This window comes from Achromobacter sp. Bel, assembly GCF_012928505.1.
GTDB lineage: Bacteria > Pseudomonadota > Gammaproteobacteria > Burkholderiales > Burkholderiaceae_B > Achromobacter.
Genome location: NZ_JABBJN010000016.1, coordinates 34,990 through 54,086 on the forward strand (window position 1 = coordinate 34,990; position 19,097 = coordinate 54,086).

At 66.2% G+C, this 19,097-nt stretch carries 11 protein-coding genes; 6 read left to right on the forward strand and 5 right to left on the reverse strand.

The window, feature by feature from the left end; all coding sequences use genetic code 11:
- Positions 1 to 179: 179 nt before the first annotated feature.
- From HG262_RS12340 to HG262_RS12350, 3 genes are read left to right on the forward strand one after another with little or no spacing between them, the layout of a single operon-like run.
- Positions 180 to 1,364, forward strand: a complete 1,185-nt coding sequence (locus tag HG262_RS12340) for an acetyl-CoA C-acetyltransferase (RefSeq protein ID WP_169271303.1) — start codon at positions 180 to 182, stop codon at positions 1,362 to 1,364.
- Positions 1,365 to 1,380: 16 nt separating this feature from the next.
- Entirely contained in the window at positions 1,381 to 1,848 is a 468-nt protein-coding gene (locus tag HG262_RS12345; RefSeq protein WP_169271304.1) for a MaoC family dehydratase, read from the forward strand.
- Between the two features lie 26 nt (positions 1,849 to 1,874).
- A complete protein-coding gene (locus HG262_RS12350) occupies positions 1,875 to 2,879 on the forward strand; it encodes an aldo/keto reductase (RefSeq protein WP_169271305.1) in 1,005 nt (334 codons plus the stop codon).
- A gap of 114 nt (positions 2,880 to 2,993) precedes the next feature.
- Here HG262_RS12350 and HG262_RS12355 read toward each other — a convergent pair whose 3' ends face one another.
- The 4 genes from HG262_RS12355 to HG262_RS12370 all read right to left on the reverse strand — a co-directional run bounded on the left by HG262_RS12355 (position 2,994) and on the right by HG262_RS12370 (position 9,076).
- A complete protein-coding gene (locus tag HG262_RS12355; protein ID WP_169271306.1) occupies positions 2,994 to 5,402 on the reverse strand; it encodes a TonB-dependent siderophore receptor in 2,409 nt (802 codons plus the stop codon).
- A 97-nt stretch (positions 5,403 to 5,499) separates the two neighbouring features.
- Positions 5,500 to 6,462 (reverse strand): FecR domain-containing protein, encoded by a 963-nt coding sequence (locus tag HG262_RS12360; RefSeq protein WP_169271307.1) that lies wholly within the window; start codon positions 6,460 to 6,462, stop codon positions 5,500 to 5,502.
- Positions 6,459 to 6,977: a sigma-70 family RNA polymerase sigma factor gene (locus tag HG262_RS12365; RefSeq protein ID WP_169271308.1), complete on the reverse strand. Its 519-nt coding sequence runs from the start codon at positions 6,975 to 6,977 to the stop codon at positions 6,459 to 6,461. Before HG262_RS12365 ends, HG262_RS12360 begins: the two co-directional genes overlap by 4 nt.
- Before the next feature lie 221 nt (positions 6,978 to 7,198).
- Positions 7,199 to 9,076 (reverse strand): tetratricopeptide repeat protein, encoded by a 1,878-nt coding sequence (locus HG262_RS12370; protein WP_169271309.1) that lies wholly within the window; start codon positions 9,074 to 9,076, stop codon positions 7,199 to 7,201.
- 383 nt (positions 9,077 to 9,459) lie between these two features.
- Between HG262_RS12370 and HG262_RS12375 the strand changes: the two genes are divergently transcribed.
- Positions 9,460 to 15,945, forward strand: a complete 6,486-nt coding sequence (locus HG262_RS12375) for an autotransporter domain-containing protein (protein ID WP_169271310.1) — start codon at positions 9,460 to 9,462, stop codon at positions 15,943 to 15,945.
- 78 nt (positions 15,946 to 16,023) lie between these two features.
- On the opposite strand, the gene HG262_RS12380 is transcribed toward HG262_RS12375, so the two are convergent.
- The gene (locus tag HG262_RS12380) at positions 16,024 to 16,728 is read right to left on the reverse strand and encodes a TetR family transcriptional regulator (RefSeq protein ID WP_169271311.1); all 705 of its coding nucleotides are present in this window, start codon (positions 16,726 to 16,728) and stop codon (positions 16,024 to 16,026) included.
- Positions 16,729 to 16,913: 185 nt separating this feature from the next.
- Between HG262_RS12380 and HG262_RS12385 the strand changes: the two genes are divergently transcribed.
- Both HG262_RS12385 and HG262_RS12390 read left to right on the forward strand, forming a co-directional pair.
- A complete protein-coding gene (locus HG262_RS12385) occupies positions 16,914 to 18,173 on the forward strand; it encodes an alpha/beta hydrolase (protein ID WP_348984383.1) in 1,260 nt (419 codons plus the stop codon).
- 23 nt (positions 18,174 to 18,196) lie between these two features.
- Complete coding sequence (locus tag HG262_RS12390) at positions 18,197 to 19,093, forward strand: VOC family protein (RefSeq protein ID WP_169271313.1); 897 nt, start codon at positions 18,197 to 18,199, stop codon at positions 19,091 to 19,093.
- The last annotated feature ends 4 nt before the right edge of the window (positions 19,094 to 19,097 follow it).

A 19,097-nucleotide genomic window follows, 5' to 3' on the forward strand; every position in this document is an offset into this window, starting at 1 on the left:
CATGCAGGCAGAAGAAGTGAGCGTGCCACGGGTACGCGCCGAGGGAAAGGGGATCCATGCGGGATGCCAAGTCGTCACGGCCGAAGGCCGCGTTGTCGGCCCCGACGGCAAGCTATATGCCCAGGCAACCACGACTTGCCTGATTTTCGATGTTCCTGCTCGTACCGAAAGGAGTTCCCATGAGCAAACCTGAAATTGTCTTGTGCACCCCCGTGCGCACACCCATCGGCGCCTACGGCGGCACGCTGAAGGAAACCCCCGCGCCCGAACTGGGTGCCGCGGCGGTGCGCGAAACGCTACGCCGCTCGGGCTTGCCCGCCGATGAGATAGATGCCGTCGTGCTGGGCAACGTGATCCAGGCCGGGGTGAAGATGAACCCCGCGAGGCAGGCCGCCATTGGCGGTGGCCTGCCCGTTCAGGTGCCCGCATTGACGGTGAATCGCGTCTGCGGATCCGGGGCTCAAGCCATCGCCAGCGCCGCGCTGGAAATCGCGGCGGGCTACGCCAAGGCGGTGATCGCGGGCGGCATGGAAAACATGGATCAGGCTCCCCATCTGGTGCCAGGCGGCCGCTGGGGCGTCCGCATGGGCGATGCGCTCATGCTCGACAGCATGTTGCGCGATGGACTGAACGACGCCTTCAGCGGCCAGCACTCCGGTTGGCATACTGAGGACCTGGTCAGCCAATACGGGATTACCCGGGAAGATCAAGATCGCTGGGCAGCGCGTTCCCAGCAGCGCTTCAGCGCGGCGCAAGCCGCAGGCAAGTTCGATGATGAGATCGTCGCCATCGAGCTTGCCAGCCGCAAGGGCACGATTCGGTTCGAGCGTGACGAAACCAATCGCCCAGATACCACGGTGGACACGCTGGCCAGACTGAAGCCGGCATTTCGCAAGGATGGCACGATCACGGCCGGCAACGCCCCAGGGCTCAACAGCGGCGCCGCAGCGCTGATCGTGGCCGAGCGCGATTACGCCGAGGCTCAAGGGCTACGGCCCTGGGCAAGACTGGTTTCTTTTGGGGTCGCCGCAGTGGAACCCGGGTTCTTTGGCCTGGGGCCGATCCCAGCGGTCAAGCTTGCCCTGGCGCGCGCACGCTGGACACACCAGGACATTGAACGCATCGAGATCAACGAGGCCTTCGCGGCGATCACGTTGGCATGCCTGCGCGAAATGAGCTTGCCGGAGGAGGTCGTCAATGTCGAAGGTGGCTCAATTGCCCATGGACACGCCATCGGCGCCACGGGTGCGGTACTCACCACCCGACTCATGCATTCGATGCGCCGCGATGGGGTCAAGCGTGGCGTCGTGACCCTGTGCATCGGTGGCGGTCAGGGCATTGCTCTGGCGCTCGAAGCGCTCTAGGCAAGAGAGATCAACCATGACATTTCTGTACCTGGAAGACCTTGAGCCTGGCCAACGATTCTCTGGAACCACGCGTATCCGTATCGAAGAAAGCCGCGTCAAGAGCTTTGCCTCGGAGTTCGATCCTCAACCCTTTCATCTCGATGAAGCCGAAGCAGCAGCGTCGATCTTTCGGGGCCTTGCGGCGAGTGGGTGGCACACCGCGGCGGTGACCATGCGCCTGCTGGTGAACAGCGAGTTCAAGCCCGCGGGCGGCATCGTCGGGGCTGGCATTGACGAATTGCGCTGGCCGCGGCCGGTGCGCCCCGGCGACGAACTCCGCGTGGAAAGCGAAGTGGTAGCGGTCAGACCATCGCAATCCAGACCGGAGCAAGGACTGGTCAAAGTGCGTACAAGCACATTCAACCAAGACGGCGAAGTGGTGCAGACATCCGTGAGCAACCTTGTCGTATTACGCAGGACGACGGCGGCCAACAAGCCCTGAATACCTCTTTTCTGTCGGAACAAAACATGAAATACACAGCATTTGGCAAGACAGGCCTTCAGGTTTCGCAAGTCGCATTGGGCACAGGAAACTTCGGCACAGGCTGGGGGCATGGCGCTGATCCGGATGCCGCCAAAGCCATCTTCAATAGCTACAGTGATGCCGGGGGCAACTTCATCGACACGGCGGATGTCTACCAGTTCGGGCAGTCCGAGGCGTTGCTTGGAGATCTGCTTCAAGGGCGGCGCGAGGATTTTGTGTTGACGACCAAGTTCACCCGCGGTGCGGCGCCGAACGCGAATCGCCTGGTCACGGGCAACAGCCGCAAAGCGATTGTCGCGTCGCTTGAGGCAAGCCTGAAGCGGTTGAAGACAGATCGCATCGACATCTACTGGGCCCACTGGCCGGATCACGTGACGCCCACCGAAGAGATCGTGCGCGGCTTCGAGGACCTGGCGCGGGCGGGCAAGATCCTGTACGCCGGCCTGTCGAATTTTCCTGCCTGGCGCCTGGCCCGTGCCGTGACGTTGGCCGAACTTAACCGCACGGTTCCCATTGCCGCGGCGCAGTTTGAACACAGTCTGGTGCGCCGGGAAGCCGAGGCCGACCTCTTCCCTGCTTCAAACGCTTTAGGTCTTGGCGTCGTGACGTGGTCGCCGCTGGGTGGCGGCGTATTGACGGGTAAATATCGCCAGGGCGTAAAGGGTCGTGCCGAGGGCTTCGCAGGCAAGGTGTTCCAACCTGAAAACACACCTCAGCGCACTGAGGTGCTCGACACCGTCATCGCCATTGCCAACGACCTGGGCGTCACGCCGAGCCAGGTCGCCATTGCGTGGGCCGGCACGCACGGCTCCATTCCGATCGTCGGCCCACGCTCGCACGAGCAGTTGCAGGACAACTTGGGTGCGCTGACGGTGGCTCTCTCCGCTGAACAGATTGCGCGCCTGGATGCAGTGAGCCGCCCGCCGGAAGCAACGCAGGTAAGGATACCCATTGCATGGGGAGCTGCCGCATCGACTGGCGTGGCCTGAAGGAGGGAGCTCGCGAGCGTAGCCTCCCGCGCTGCTTGTGCCATCGATGCCAATGAGTCCCTGTCAGAACATTCGAAGTGCCGGGAGTGGGTCCGCAACCCCGTTCCGGGACCGCTAGAACGTCGCGCGCAGCGCCAGCCGGAACGTGCGCGGCTGGCCGAAGTAATTGAAGTAGTTGGTGTTGCCCACCGACTGGTAGTAATGCCGGTCGAAGAGATTGTCCACATTGAACTGCACCGCCAGGTTCTTGTTGACGTCGTAGACCGCGTGCAGGCCGACCAGCGTGTAGGCGCCCTGCGAGATCCTGTACGCGCTTTCGCCCGGCGCGCTGGCGTTGAAGATGCCGCTCTGCGCATAGACCGATCCGCCCACGCGCAACTTGTTCCCTTGGTCCGGCAGGCGGTAGTCGGTGCTCACCTTCAGCATGTGGCGCGGAAAAGTGCTCGCAAACGTCTGGCCGGACTGCGGACCCTGCGCGTACTTCGATTGGGTGTACGTGTAGCCCAGGCTGACGTTCCAGGCCGGCGTGATGGCGCCGTTGATCTCAAAGTCCACGCCGCGGCTTCGCACCTTCTCAGCGGCGCGGAAGCAAGAAAGGACGCCCGGCGGGCACAGGTCGATGTCGTAGATGCGGTCGGCCCGGCCCTTCTGGTCCGTCTGGAACAGGGCCAGCGCCGCGTTCACCCGGCGGTCCATGAACTCGCCCTTCAGGCCGATCTCGTAATTCTGCCCCGTCATCGGCGGCAGCACGCCGCCATCGACGCCGATGTTCTCCTGCGGTTTGAAGATTTCGGTATAGCTGGCGTAGGCCGACAGGTTTTCATTCAGGTCCTGCACCACGCCGGCATACGGCGTGACTTTGCCGCGCTGCTCATAGCGACTCTCCGTGCGCACGGTGGTCTGCGCAAAGCGATCCAATTCGAACCAGCTCATGCGCGCGCCCAGGAGGACGGTCGTGCTGTCGGTCAGGCTGAAGCGGCCGGCTGTGTAGATACCCTGCTGCTTCTGCGTGATGTTGTACTGCCACATGTCCACGTCCAGCCCGGTCGGTGCGGGCGGATCGAAGGCGCCCAGGTCGTTCATGTCGACCAGATAGTGATAGCTGGCGTCGCGCCCGCCGTGATAGTCAAAATCGTCCTTGCGCGTGGAGGCGCCCACCACCAGCTCATGCTGGCGACCCAGCCATTGGAACGGGCCAGACGCGTAAGCATCCACGCCCCACTGCGTATCGTCGAAATGGAAAAGGCGCGGGTTCAGCGTGAAAAGGTCGCCAGTGGTGCGCTGCGTGTAATTGCCCAGGAAGTCCGACTTGGCGGACAGCCAGTTTCCGGCCAGGGTGAACTTCCAGCCGTTGTCGAATTCGTGCTTGAGGTCGGCGAACAGGTTTGTGTTGCGCTTGTTCACGTAGTTCCAGTCGCCGACCAGGGCCGTCTTGCGCGACATCGGGTAGAACGAACCGTCGGCCCGCGTAGGCAATCCGGACCAGTCATAGCCCTGGTTGCGATCCTTCTGGTAGGTCAGGCCCGCCGTCACCGTGGTGGCGGGCGTGATGTCGGCCTCCAGGATGCCGTAGAAAAGCGAGTTCTCCTTGCCCGCCTGTTGCTGGAAGTCGCCCGAGTTGGTGTAGGCCGTCACGGCGCGTCCGCGCAGTGTCTTGGCGTCGTTCAAGGGCGAGGACACGTCGAGCATGGTGCGGTAGTCGTCCCACGAACCCGCCGACAGCGTCATGCTCCCCGTCGTTTCGAAGCCGGGCCGCTTGCGCACCAGGTTGATGGCGGCTGCGGGATTGCCCGCCCCTTCCAGGAGGCCCGTGGCGCCGCGCACCACCTCGACCCGGTCATAGATCTCGGTGGTGGGCTTATTGATGGCGTCGAACGAATACGGGTTGGTGATGTTGACCGGCACGCCGTCGATCTGCAGGTTGTCGATCTGCTGGCCACGCGCCTGGTACACCGAGCGCTCCGAACCGCTCTGCACCACCGAAATGCCGGTGGTCGCATGCAGCACGTCGTCCAGGTTCCGCATGGACTGGTCGTCCATCCGTTGGCGCGTGACCACCGTCACCGATTGCGGCGTTTCGCGCGGCGACAGGTTCAGGCGCGTGGCGCTGTTCGTCACCGGTACGACGTAGGTGCCGCCGGTGTCCACGGGAGGCAGCATGCCGGATACCGTGACCGGCGCGAGCGTGGTGGTCGGGGAGCCCGGCGCACGCCGCAGGGTCAACGTGCCGTCCGCGGCCCGCGTGGATTCGAGCCCGCTGCCCGCCAAGGCTGCTCGCAGCGCCGCGTCCGTGGTGTAGGCGCCCCGCACAGCGGGGGCATCCAGGCCGCGCACGAGCTGCGGATCGTAGGACACCACGGTCTTGCCCAGCCGGGCGATCTCGGTCAAGGTGGCGTCCAGACTGGCGGCGGGCAGATCGAACACGATGGGCGCGATCGGCTGGGCATACGCCGGCAGGGCGAGGCTGGATGCCGCCAGGACCAGGGCGGCGCATAGAACATGGGAAACAGGAAATACGCGCATGAAGATCTCCGATACGTTGCGCACAGCGATATGTAGACATGTGCCGCGAGATCGGAAAAGTGACAGTCCCCATGCGAAAAAAAGTTGAAACGCCCGGTCAGGCCGGCCGTACGTCGATCAAGGTCAGCCAACGGGTGTAGCGGCTGACGGTGATCGGCAAGGTATGTTCCAGCGCGCTGAGCGCGCGGTCGGTATCGTCCAGCGGGTATAGGCCGGACACAGCAAGGACGGAGGCCCGGGGACTCACGCGCAGAAGACCCGTCCGGTAGCGGCCCAGCGCGGCGGCAATCTCGCCCAGCGGCTGGTCACGGGCCTTGAGCCACCCCTCGCGCCACGAGGCCGCGTCTTCCATCGGTTGCGGCCGGTCCACCCAGACATCGCCAAAGCGCGCCCCTTCCCCAAAGGCCAGCGTCAGCCGCTCGGCCTCGCGCGGGAGGACCTCGATACTGTTTTGCAACGCCACCGCCAGGCTGGCTTGCGGCTCCAGCCGGACCATGCAGCCGGCCCCCGTGCTGCGGACCTGCCCGTGCGGGGTATGCACGTCGAACAATGCGGGGTGGCCCGCGCGCGGCTGTACGACCAGGGCACCTTCCAGGAGACGCACACTGCGCCGCTGTGCCGTGAACTCCAGGTCTACCCGGCTACGCGCGTCCAGCATCAACAGACTACCGTCCGGGAGCGTGAACTCCCGGCGCTCTCCGGTGGCGGTGCCCAGATCGGCCGCCAGATTGCTCAGTGGAGAGACCCGGTTCGCCACCCAGGCCCCAGTCGCCGCCGCGCCCACCAGGCCGGCGGCATTGAGCAGCATGCGGCGGCGCGTGGGTCGCACCAGCGTGCGCCGCAAGGCGTGATGCTCATTCTTCAATACGGTTTCCAGCCGTCCCACCGACTTGCTCAGCCCTTGCTGCAGCCGTGCCCAGGCGAGTTCGTGGGCAGGATCGGCCGCGCGCCACGCCGCGCATGCGTTGCGATCGGCGTCCGTCGCCTCGCCGGACGTCAGTTTCAGCCAGAAGCCGATCGCGCGGTCGCCAGCGTCGTTCGTTGCCAGCTCGCGGCTCATGGCGCCTCCGCCAGCGCATAGCAGCGCTGCAGCGCCTGCGCGATGTACTGCCGCACCCTGCTCACCGATACGCCCAACGCGACGGCGATCTCCTTGTGCGTCAGGCCGTCGAGCTGGCTGTACAGGAAGGCCGCGCGCGCCTTGGCGGACAGGCCATCGAGCATCTGGTCCACCTGATGCAGCGTCTGCAGAATGATGAGCTGCTCCTGCGGGGACGGGGAAAACTGCTCGCCCTTGTCCAGCAGGCTTTCGAACCAGGCAGTTTCCAGTTCCCGGCGGCGCCACAGTTTCCAGATCAGCCGCTTTGCGATCGTGATAATGAGCGCGCGGGGCTCGCGTGCGGAGGCAAGCATCGGGTTCTGGATCAACTGGACGAACGTGTCGCCCGCGACGTCCTCCGCATCTTCGATGTTGCGCAGCCGCGTGTAGAGGCGGCCCAGCAGCCAAGGCCTGTCTTCGGTATAGATGCGGACCAGAAGGTGCGGGTCCGATGAAAGCGTGGAACGCGGGAGCATGTGCGGCGCAGCGGGTGACTAAAAGTTGAATGGGAATCTATATCATTCTACATCTAGCATCCCTTCTAGCATCCCTATATCGCTGCCTCGATGCGCCGAGCCTACCTCTGCACGGATGACCGGTTCGGGTTGTGCCCGAGACGCCTCATGTGGGAGGTCTTCCTATATACCCAGGACATGCGCGTGGAGCGTATCTACAGAAGAAAAATGCGCGAAGCCCATCATCTGCGGTACGCGGTGCGCAGTTCATCTAACGACGCTGCCACCTGACTCAATACCGGCCCCCAGGCATGCGGCGCTGGCTGGCGAAATAGGCGCATAGTTGGATACCAAGGCGAGTCGGCCCGGCCGCGCAGCCAGCGCCAGTCTGGCACGAAGGGAAGCAGCAGCCATACGGGGCAGCCGAGCGCACCAGCCAGATGCGCCGGAGAAGAGTCCACGGTCACCAAGACATCCAGCAGCGTAATGATTGCCGCAGTATCGTCGAAGTCACGGATTTCTTCGTGTAGCGGCAACAGCGACATGCCCGCTGGCGACGTGGCCGCTTCAGCGGCTGCCGAGCCCATTTGCAGGCCGATGAAGCTGACACCCGCTCGCGCCAGCGGCGCCAGGTCGGCCAGCGCCATCGAGCGCTGTGCATCATTGGAATGGCTGGGCCGGCCGGCCCACACCAGCCCGACCCAGGGCCGGGGCAGCGCCGCCAGGCGCGCCCGCCAGTGCGCCACCCGTTGCGGGTCGGGGCGCAGATACGCAGTGTTGACGGGCAGATCGTCCAGGCGAAGGCCCAAGGCCAACGGCAGGCTCATCAATTCACAGTGGTAATCGAACGCGGGCGGCACAGTGCCTGCGGGAATGATCTGATCGAAACCGCCGCTGCGCGCGGCCAGCGCATGGCAGGCCGCGTTGACTTCCAGGATGACCCGGGCGCTGCTGCGGGCGCGTGCCAAGGCCACCAGCCGCAGGAATTGGAACGTATCGCCAAAGCCCTGTTCGTCGTGAATCAGCAAGGTCTGGCCCGGGATGGCCTGCCCTTCCCAACGGGGCTGCTGTATGGGGCGGCCCCGCAACACGGTATGCGGCATCTGATAGCGGAAGCGGTATTCGCGCCAGCCCGCCTCGAATTCACCTTGCAGCAACAGCACTTCGGCCAGATCGAAACGGGCACCCGCATCGCCAGGAGTGGCTGCCACCACCCTTTCCAGGATGACCCGCGCCTCGCCGTCCCTGCCCAGCGCGCGCAGGGCCGAGCCCCATTGCCGCCACAGCGCAATCGGCCCGTCGCCATCCGCCAGCGTCTTTTGCAGTAATGCGTCGACGTCCGCGTGGCGCCCCGCCAGCAACAAGGCCTGCGCCTGCGCGTGCACGGCCTGAAAGGGAGCCATCGCCGCCGGTCGCGGGCTGGCGGCGCGCGTGGCGTCGAGGCTGGCAAGGATCTGGTGGGCTTGGGGCGTCAGCGGGTCGATGTCGATAGCGCGCCGGATGGCCGCCAGCGCCGCCTCATGGCGGCCTTCATCGCGCAAGACCGCCGACAGGTTGCACAGCGCCAATACAAAGCGCGGGTTCAACGCCAGGGCATGCTGGTAGTGCTGCACCGCCTGCGCGTTGTTGCCCAGGAGCTTGCAGGTGTTGCCCAGATTGTTGTGGGCTTCGGCGCTGGCCGGCAACAGCGCCGCCACGCGTTGCAGGCATTCCAGGCTGGCGGCCAGTTGGCCCCGTTCTTGCAGGATGATGCCCAGGTTGTTCCACCCTTCGGCCAGATCCGGGTCCACCGCCACGGCGCGGCGCGCGGCGCTTTCCGCTTCGTCGAGCAGCCCTCGCTGACGGCACATTTCGGCCAGGTTGCTGCAATAGATGGCCGGCGTGGACGCGGGCCGGCAGGCCACCCGCAGGTGCGTAATAGCCAGGTCGGCCAACCCATAGGCATGCGCGATCACCCCCAGCAGATGCCGTGCATCGGGCTGGTCGGGCGCCGCTTGAAGGACCCGCAGGCAAAGGTGTTCGGCTTGCGGCGCCTGGCCCGCGTTCCAATGCGCATGCGCGGTGTTCAACGCCGTCGACAGCGTCAGCGGGGGAACGGCCGGATCGTTGTGCTTGCCCACTTATGCAGCTCCACGGCGCTCATGCGGCGGCCGGAAAAGCGCCATTATCGCCGCGGCAAGACGGCCTGGCGTCATGCGGCAAACAGTCGGGTGACCCCGCGCAGGCGGGCACGCGGCACCGCGCGGGCAGCGCTTTGATCGCTTTCGCCCCAGGGGTCGCCGACCAATCGCCGGAATAGGCGGCAAATTCCCCGGTTTTCTCTCAATTAGCACCGTTGTAAACAAGTTACTAATTGATGCAGACTCATCCCCAACACATCACCCGTCATTCCAGAAGCGTGAGCGCGCCCCTCCGTGCTGGCGCGCTTCGAAGCCCGCGCGCGCCGCCGACAGACTGCCCGTGCACCCAGGAATGCCGTCATCGCCCCCTGGAGAGCCCCGTTTTGAATCACACTTACCGGCTGGTATGGAATCGTAAGCTGCGCGTCTGGCAAGCGGCATCGGAATTGGCGGCGCAAGCGCGCGGTGGACGCTCGTCGTCGGGCGGACGCGTCAGCGCGCGCGCGCCGCGCTATGCGTTGAGCCTGGCGCTGGCCATGGGACTATCCAGCGTAAGCGCCGCGGTTCAGGCCACCTGTTCGCTGGTCGGCAACAACGCCGTGTGCACCGGCGCCGCCAATCCGCTGTTGCCCAGCTACGCGATGGGTATCGACGGCACCGTCACGGTGGAGCAGGACGCGACAGTAGGCGTTGTGCTGGGCGCAGGCGGGACGGCGATGAGCCTGACCGGCAGCACCGTCACGCTGACCAACTCGGGCCGGATCGACCCGACCCTCCTCGGTCCCTCATCGGTCGTGGCGGGGGGTGTGGCGATGGGCAACGGCTCCGTCAACACCCTCAGCATCTTCAACACCGCAACGGGCACGATCGGCGGGGTCGCGGGCGGAGAACCTGGCCTGCCGGACCTGGGCAGCATGGCCATTGCCGTACACAACGGCACGGGCGGCACGACCCACCTGAGCAACGCAGGCTTGATCCGCAGCACTCCCCGCTCCGGATTGGCGATCGCGGGCGCGGACATGCCGGTGATCGCCGCCTATGGCGGGGGCCAGGTGATATTCGAGAACCAGAGCTCCGGAACCATTGTCGGACGCATCGCACTGGAACAGGTGGGCACGCCCACCCTGGGCCACAGCTTCGCCAATGCTGGCGCGATCCTCGGGGGAGTCTCGCTCGGCCAGGGCGGCAACAATACCTTCACTGCGGTCTCTGGTTCGACGGTGTTGCGCGGATCGGGCAGCGCGATTGCCGACCTGCCCGTGAGCTCGGTGCCGGGGCTGAACTTCGCGCCGCCCGGCACCGTCGATGGCGGCGCCGGTGCAAACAACACGCTGGTGCTGCAAACGGTGCTGCCGTCGGCCGGCACGGGCAGCGGCGCGGCGGGCACCGAGACAGCGATTTCCGGCGACCAATACATCAACTTCGACAATCTGGTGGTGAACAGCGGCACCTGGAACCTGACCGGGTCCACGCTGGCGGACAGCGCCGTCACCTTGAACAGCGGCGTGGCGAACATCGCCAACAACAGCGTGCTGGGCAATGCGCGGATCACGGCAAATGGCGGCAGCATCACGGGGCCAGCCGGCGGCCTGCTCCTGAACAACGATATCGTGCTTGGCGCCGGTGGCCTGACCCTGGCGGGCAACAATGACATGTTGCTGGACGGCACGATTTCTGGCACTGGCGGGTTGACCGTGGCGGGGCCGGCCGTGGTCGTCTTGAATGGTTCCAACACCTACACCGGGTTGACCATTATTCAGAATGCCTCGGCGTTGGATACCAGCACGCAGAGCGTTCGGGGCGACATCCGCAACGATGGCTACCTGTTGTTCAGGCAAGACACCAACGGCGCCTATTCCGGCGACATCTCCGGCAATGGCCGCTTGGGTAAGTTGGGGGCCGGCACGGTGACCCTGACCGGCATGAACGCGATCGGGACCTCGGTCTACATCGATGCGGGCACGCTTGCCGTGGGCGCTGCGGGCAGCTTGAGCGCTCAGGCGGTCGATGTGTCCTCGGCCGCCACGCTGGACCTGTCCGCGGCAGGCAACCAGACGCTGGGCGCATTGCAGGGCAATGGCGCCGTTCGGCTTGGCGCCAGCACACTGACCTTGGACAGCAATGCCAGCAACAGCTTCTCGGGGATCATATCCGGGGCGGGTTCGCTGATCAAAGCGGGCGCGGGCACGCAGACGCTGTCGGGCGCCAACACCTTCGGCGGCAGCGTGGCGATCAGCGGCGGCACCCTGGCGCTAGGCGCGGGGGGCAGTCTGGCCCCGACGGCCGGCGTCACGGTGAACGCGGGCGGGACGCTCGACCTGTCCGCCGGGGGAAATCGAGGCCTGGGATCGCTCTCGGGCTTGGGCACGGTCGCCCTGGGCGCCAATACGCTGACCCTGCAAACGGGCAACTTCGCGGGCACGATCTCGGGCACAGGCGGCCTGGACAAGGCCGGGCCCGGCGCGCTGACCCTGTCGGGCATCAACTCCTACACCGGCCTGACCCGGGTGCTGATGGGCGGCACCCTGATCGCGAATGGCACGATCGGCGGCAGCGTCGCGGTGCAGGACGACAGCACACTGGGCGGCTCGGGCCGCATCAACCAAAACGTGACGCTGACCAGCGGCGTGCTGCAAGCCACGCAAGGCCAGACGCTGACAATCGGCGGCAACCTTCTGATGGACAGCGCCAGCCGCGTCAACGTCAGCCTGGGCGCGGCCTCGACGGGCGCGCTCGTTCAGGTGGCGGGAGACCTTGGCCTGAACGGCACGCTGAACGTCGCCGACCAGGGCGGCTTCGGGGCGGGCGTGTACCGGCTGTTCGACTATGGCGGCACGCTGACCGCCAACACCATGAGCGTCGGCGCCACGCCCAGCGGCATCGACGCGAGCGACCTGCGCCTTCAGACCGCCGTGGGCGGGCAGGTCAACCTGCTGTCGACCGCCGGCGCGACGCTGCGTTTCTGGGACGGCGCCAACGCGGCGCAGCGCGACAACGGCCTGATCGATGGCGGCACGGGCGCATGGCGCGCCGATGGCTTGAACTGGACGGATGGAGATGGCGCGATCAACGGCCGGTTCCAGCCCAACCCGACCTTCGCGGTGTTTCAGGGCGCTGGGGGCACGGTGTCGGTGGACGACACTGCGGGCGCCATCGGCGTGACGGGCATGCAGATCGCCACGGATGGCTATCGCATCCAGGGCGACTCGATCGCACTGCAGGGCGCGGGCGGCGAGAGCATCATCCGCGTGGGCACTGGCGTGGCCGCGAGCGCCGGCATGAGTGGCGCCATCGCCTCCAGCCTAAGCGGCGCCGGCAAGCTGGTGAAGTCGGACTTCGGCACGCTAGTGCTGGCGGGCAACAACACTTATACCGGCGGCACCGAAGTCCGCCAGGGCAGGCTGTCCGTGTCCGCCGACGCCAACCTGGGCGCGACGGCAGGCGGCATCACGCTCAACGGCGGGACGCTGGCCACGACCGCCAGCTTCGATAGCGCGCGCGCGGTGTCACTGCTGCAGGACGGCGTCATCGATGTCGACGCGGGCACGACGCTGGGCCTGCAAGGCACCATCAGCGGCACGGCCGACCTGCAAAAACAAGGCGCTGGCACGCTGACGCTGACCGGCACCAACACCTACCGCAACACGCGCGTAGAGGCCGGTACGCTGGCGGGCAACGCAGGCGCCATTCGGGGAAATCTGCTGAACAATGGCGCGGTCGTATTCGACCAGGCGACCGACGCCGCCTTCGGCGGCAACATCAGCGGCAGCGGCACGCTGATCAAACAGGGCGCCGGCGTACTGAGCCTGACCGGCACCAGCGGCCTGGGCTGGCAGATCGACGCGGGCACGCTGGCAAGCAGCGCCGGCCGTTATACCGGCGACACGACGATCGGCGCGGCCGGCACGCTGCATTTCGAAGACGCCGCCGGCGCATCTTACGCCGGTCAACTGACGGGCACCGGCAGCCTCGTAAAGAGCGGCGCGGGGCAACTGCAATTGCTGGGCGACAGCCAGGCATTCGCCGGCCAGACCCAGGTGCAGGCGGGCACGCTGCGCGTGGCCGACACGCTGGGCGGCTCGGCCAGCGTCACGGGCGGACGCCTACAAGTCGATGGCCTCCTGCGTGGCAATGTGGCCGCCAGCGGCACAGGCGCCATCGCGGGCACGGGCACCATCACAGGCAACGCCGCGCTGACCGGCGGCGTGCTGCAAGGCGTGCAAGGGCAGATGCTGACCATTGCAGGCAACTTGTCGCTAACCGGCGCCAGCCAGGTCAATGTCGCACTGGGTAGCGCGCCCAATAGCGGCCTCTTCAACGTGGGCGGCGATCTCAACCTGGCCGGCACCCTCAACGTGGCGGACCAAGGCGGCTTTGGCGCGGGCGTCTACCGCCTGTTCGACTATGCCGGCAACTTGACCGGCAACAATCTGGCCATCGGCAGCACGCCTGCGGGCGTGGAGCTCAATGCATTGACCGTGCAGACGGCCGTTGCCGGCCAGGTCAATCTGGCCTCGACCGCCGGTGCCGCCCTGGGCTTCTGGGATGGCGGCAACGTCGCTCGCCATGACAACGGCGCCGTCGATGGCGGCGCGGGCACATGGCGCGCCGACAACCTCAACTGGACCAGCGTGGACGGCGCCCTCAATGGTGTGTTCAAGCCGAACCCGACCTATGCCGTGTTCCAGGGGCAAGCGGGCACCGTCACGGTCGATGACGCGGCGGGCGCCATCGGCGTGACCGGCATGCAGATCGCTGCAGATGGCTATCGCATCCAGGGCGACGCGATCGCCCTGCAAGGCGCGGGCGGCGTCAGCATTGTCCGGGTGGGGACGGGATCGCTCGCCGATGCAGGCATGACCGGCACCGTCGCGTCATCGCTCACGGGCGCCAGCACGCTGGCCAAGACCGATTTCGGCACGCTCGTCCTGGCGGGCGACAACTCCTACACCGGCGGCACCGACATCCGCCAGGGCACGCTGTCCGTCTCGCGGGACGCTAACCTGGGCGACGCCTCGGGCGGCCTGCTGCTGAGCGGCGGCGTGCTAGCCACGACGGCCAGTTTCGATACCGCGCGCGCCGTCAAGATCTCTGCCGCCAGCGGCCTCGCGGTGAGCGCGGGCAGCACCTTGGGCCTGGGCGGAGCCATCACGGGCGCCGGCGAGCTGACCAAGTCGGGCGCGGGCACCTTGCGCGTCTTCGGCAACGGCAGCGCGTTCACCGGCAACATGCTGGTCGAGGCAGGCACGCTGGACATCGCGTCGGCCGCCACGCTGGGGGGCACCCTGGCGGTGTCGAGCGGCGCCCAACTGCAGGGCGCGGGCCAGGTCGGGTCCACCTCCTTGCGCAGCGGCGCCATCCTGGCGCCGGGCAACCTGGGTGGCGTTCTAACGGTGGCGGGCGACCTGACCTTGCTGCCGGGCGCCACGTACCGGGTGGCGGCGGACCCCGCGTCGTCGGCCAGCGCGCGCGTGGCTGTCACAGGCGCCGCCAACCTGGCCGGCTCCGTCGTTCATATCGGCCCCGAGGGCGGCTTCGACAGCACGCGGCAATATACGATCCTGATGGCGGGCGCCATCAACGGCCAGTTCGACAGCGTGTCGTCCAGCTACGCCTACCTGAATCCCACGCTGCAATACGCCGCGCAAGACGTCACGCTGCAACTGGAGCGCAAGCAGGTCCCGGGCAATCCCGTCGACCCCGCCACGCCGCCACGCCCGATCGCCTTCGCGGATGCGGCCCAAAGCAGCAATCAACGCGCCGTGGCCAATGCGCTCGACAGCCTGCCCGCCGGCAACCCGCTGCATGAGTATGTCCTGACCCTGCCCGAAGGCGCACCGCCCGCGGTCTTCAACAGCCTCTCCGGCGAGGCGCACGCCAGCGTGGCGTCCAGCCTGATGGGGACCAGCGCCGCCACGCGCGCGCTGCCGCTGTCGCACCTGCGCGCCAATCTGAACGCCGGCATGCGTGCGGGCGCGCCCACGGCGCAGGCCGGTGGCACATTCCCCGCATCCGCCCTGCCCTCGTCCAACGCGCAGCCAGCCTGGGCCGAAGTGGTGGGCAACTGGCAAACGCTGCAAGGTGATGCCAACACGGCGCAGGTCCGGCAGCATACGGGCGGCGTCTTTGCGGGCGCCGACCATGCCGTGGGCAACGGCTGGCGCCTGGGAGGCGCGCTGGGCTACACCGACAGCAAGATCCGCGTCGACGGCCGCGCATCGCAATCCGACGTGTCCGGCTACAGCGCCAGCGTGTACGGCGGCAAATCCTTCGCGGCCGGCGCGGGCAACCTCAACCTGCTGGCGGGCGCGGCCTACACCTGGCACGACGTCAGCACCGAACGCCGCGCCACCGTGTCCGGCATCGAGCAAAAACTGACCGCGGATTACGGCGCCAGCACGACACAGCTCTTCACCGAACTGGGTTACGCGATGCCGCTGTCCGAACGCGCCAGCATCGAACCGTTCGCCGGCATTGCATGGAGCAATCTGCGCACGCGCAGCTTCTCGGAATCTGGTGGATCAGCCGCGCTGCACGGCCAAAGCAGCAGCGACAAGCAGACCAGTTCCACGCTGGGCCTGCGCGCGCAGACGGCCTTCATGCTGGGCCGCGCCGAAGGCCGCTTGCAGGGCACGCTGGGTTGGCGCCATGCCTTCGGCGACGTGGCGCCGAAATCCACCCTGGCGTTCGACGGCGGTCAGGCCTTCACCGTGTCCGGCACGCCCATCGCGCGCAACGCGGCGCTGGCCGAGTTGCGCGCCGAAGTGGCCATGTCCGCCAACGCCACGGTGGGCGTTCTCTACAGCGGGCAATATGGCGGCGGCAATCGCGAGCACTCTGGTTCCTTGACCGTGCGCTGGCGCTATTGAGTCACGGGAGATACAAGGAGTAAAGTCACCAGCGGCGCCGCCGTCACCTTGCAGACAGCGATCTTCCGCTCGTACCGATCAGCGATCCGAAAGGACCACCTTCTCCAGATAGTCCAAGTCTTCGCGCACCAGACGCAACGACTCGCGCACGTCTGCCGGCGCCCTCGGGCGCCGCGCCTCGTCGCGCAATAACGCATGGACAGCCATCTCCGCCATGATGTCGGCGACTTCCGCGCAGCTCAGCCGCCCGCTGGACTTGTACCACCACGCCGACCAGTTACACATGCCGATCAGGCTGAACGCGGCGACGCGCGCGTCGACTATCCGGAACTGTCCTTCGCGCACGCCCCGCTCGATCACGCCGCTGAAATTCTCCAGCACGTTCCGGCGCGCGCTCTGCACCGAGGCCCGCTGCTTCGGGGTCATGTCGGCTTCCGTGCGGTCGGCCACGCGAAACTCTGCGGGCCTCGATAAGATCAGTTCAGCGTGCTGCGAGACCAGGGCGCGCAAAGCTGTTACAGGGTCGATGTCATCGCGCGCGACGGTCTCGCCAGCGAGCCTGCGCGCCGTGCTAAGCACTTCTTCGGTCAGAGAGCGCTGAATGGCCTCCTTGCTCTTGAAGTAATAGTAGACGGCGGTGCGGCTGAGCCCCAGCGCCTCGGCGATGTCCTGCATGCTGGTGCCAGCGGTTCCTCTTTCAATGAACAGCTTGGCCGCCACGTCGAGGATGGCGCTGCGCAGCGCCTCGCCTTTCAGGGTTGCCTTGGTCGATACGTCATTCACGGTTGCGATGTCCCTTCAGTGTTACTCGCGGACACGGCCCTGCTTCTCTCTGCTGCCCGCCGGATCAACCATTATTTTCCTCAAATTGACGTTCGCGTCAAATTATTTACTTCAATTGACACTCACGTCAAATATTTGTCTAATGCGACAAAACAGGCTGCATTACAGCTTGGATGGAGACAGACGTGGCAATCGAAACCTCTACAGGCCCGGTCAATGCGGGCTTTCTGAACACCGACTGGAACCCCCGGGACCTGCCGGCCGGCGCCTCGACTCGCAATGTCGTGCTGCGCACCGCCGACGGCGCCGCGACCTCTGGTTCCCTCTACCTGCCCGCTGGCAAACGGCCCGACGTAGTGGTGTGCGTGATGCATCCGCGCGAATTCATGGCTTGTCACTACCTGATTCCCGACATCGTCGCGGCAGGATGCGCAGCGTGGTCGCAAGGCGCGCGATCCGTTGGCAACGACCTGCGCCTGGAACACGAAATCGCGCTGCATGACGTCGCCGCGGGCATGCGCTTCCTGCGCGAACAGGGGTACACCCATATCGTGCTGCTGGGAAATTCGGGCGGCGCCGGCCTTTATTCCCTCTACGCGCAGCAATCGGGGTTGCCTGGCGCGCAGCGTTTCACACGCACGCCGGGGGGCAAACGAACCGGACTGGACGAATTGGACATGCCGGGGGTACAGGGAATGGTGCTGGTCGGCCCGCATCCCGGCCAGGGCGCGCTGCTCATGAACTGCATCGACCCGTCAGTCGCCGAGGAGAACGACGCGCTGTCGGTGACGCCGGACCTGGACCCGCTGGATCCCCGCAATGGCTACCGGCCGAAGGGGCAGGCATGCTACGCGCCGGATTTCGTCGCCCGCTACCGGGCGGCCCAGCAGGCGCGCGTCGCGCGACTGGACGCGTTGGCGCGGGGGATGATCGCCGCGCGCCAGCAGGCGCGCGAGCAGGTGAAAACCGGTGCGGACACGTCCGCCGGCCGCCGTCGTCAGGCGGCCCATACGCCTGTCCTTACCGTCTGGCGCACCGACGCGGACCTGCGTTGCCTGGACTTAACGATGGACCCTTCCGACCGCCACCCGGGATCGCTTTGGGGCAAAGATCCTTATGCCTCCAACTATGGGGCAGTAGGTTTCGCACGCTTTTGCACGCCTGAAAGCTGGCTGTCGACCTGGTCGGGCCTGTCTTCCAACGCCGCCCTTTCTCGTACCGCGCCGGCCATCGTCCAGCCCACCCTACTTATCGAATACACCGGCGACCAAGCCTGTTTCCCGGCCGACGTGCGGGCCATCAACGACGCCATCGCCGCGCGCGACAAGCAGCATCTGCGCATCCGCGGCGATCACCACGGCCGCGCGTTGCAGGACGGTGAAGAGCCGGGGCGCTATCGCGCCGGCCGCGAACTCGCCGCCTGGCTGCAAGCACGTTTCCTGTAATCACCGACTGACGGAGTAGCCGCATGACTTCCTGCCAAACAATGCCCGGCCCGCTGAGACTGCACGGTGTGGACCACACCGCCAGGCCCACCTGGCGCCTGCGCGCCACCGTAGACTTTTACCGGAATGTACTTGGACTGCCCCTTGTCCACGTCATTTCCGCGCGCGGCTGGGGCCCCCGGACACATCCCGACTTTCTGCACTTTTTCTTCGATAGCGGCCAAGGCAGCACGATCGCCTTCTTCTATTACCTGGGTTCCGAGGAACCCGAGTCCATGCAGGGCCGCAGCCGTATGCGCCCCCTCCCCGACGACCATATCGGCGACGCCACGCACACGGCCTGGTTGGTGCAAGGCGAAGATGAGCTCAAGGCTTGGAAGAAAAAACTGGAAGACGCCGGCCTGGAGGTCTCCGTCGAGACCCGCCACGAGGTGATCGAGTCCATTTACGTGCGGGACCCCAACGGCTATTTCATCGAATTCACGCGCAAACTGCGGCCGCTGGGCAAGATTGATGCCCTGGATGCGGACCTGACCCTGCAAGCCGCGATCCAGGCCGAGGATGAAGCGCTGGCCGCGGGCAGACGCATCAGCCATATCGACGGCATATGGGCGCGCAAGGCGGCACTGGTCGAAGCCTTGCAATCGAACCACGATGGCAAGCGCCCGGGCGTGCGCATTTTCGTGCCACGCGTGGAAGAGTTCGCTCCGCTCGTGCGCGACGCCAAACAGCGCGACGATTGCGCCGTGGTGCAGGGCGAGTATTTCGATTGCATCCAGGGCGACGCCCCCTTGGAATTCCGCCGTAAGACACTGGGCCTGAAGCCTGCCGTCTGGTATGGGCTGTTCACCGGCGGCGTAAGCGGCACCATCGCCGTCCTGGACCGCGATCACGTAAGAATCGAGCCCATGGCCGCGTGAACCC

Coding starts and splice junctions, on each gene's coding strand:
- HG262_RS12355 (WP_169271306.1), bottom strand. CDS start 5,402: ATGCGCGTATTTCCTGTTTCCCATGTTCTATGCGCCGCCCTGGTCCTG.
- HG262_RS12365 (WP_169271308.1), bottom strand. CDS start 6,977: ATGCTCCCGCGTTCCACGCTTTCATCGGACCCGCACCTTCTGGTCCGC.
- HG262_RS12340 (WP_169271303.1), top strand. CDS start 180: ATGAGCAAACCTGAAATTGTCTTGTGCACCCCCGTGCGCACACCCATC.
- HG262_RS12345 (WP_169271304.1), top strand. CDS start 1,381: ATGACATTTCTGTACCTGGAAGACCTTGAGCCTGGCCAACGATTCTCT.
- HG262_RS12390 (WP_169271313.1), top strand. CDS start 18,197: ATGACTTCCTGCCAAACAATGCCCGGCCCGCTGAGACTGCACGGTGTG.
- HG262_RS12350 (WP_169271305.1), top strand. CDS start 1,875: ATGAAATACACAGCATTTGGCAAGACAGGCCTTCAGGTTTCGCAAGTC.
- HG262_RS12360 (WP_169271307.1), bottom strand. CDS start 6,462: ATGAGCCGCGAGCTGGCAACGAACGACGCTGGCGACCGCGCGATCGGC.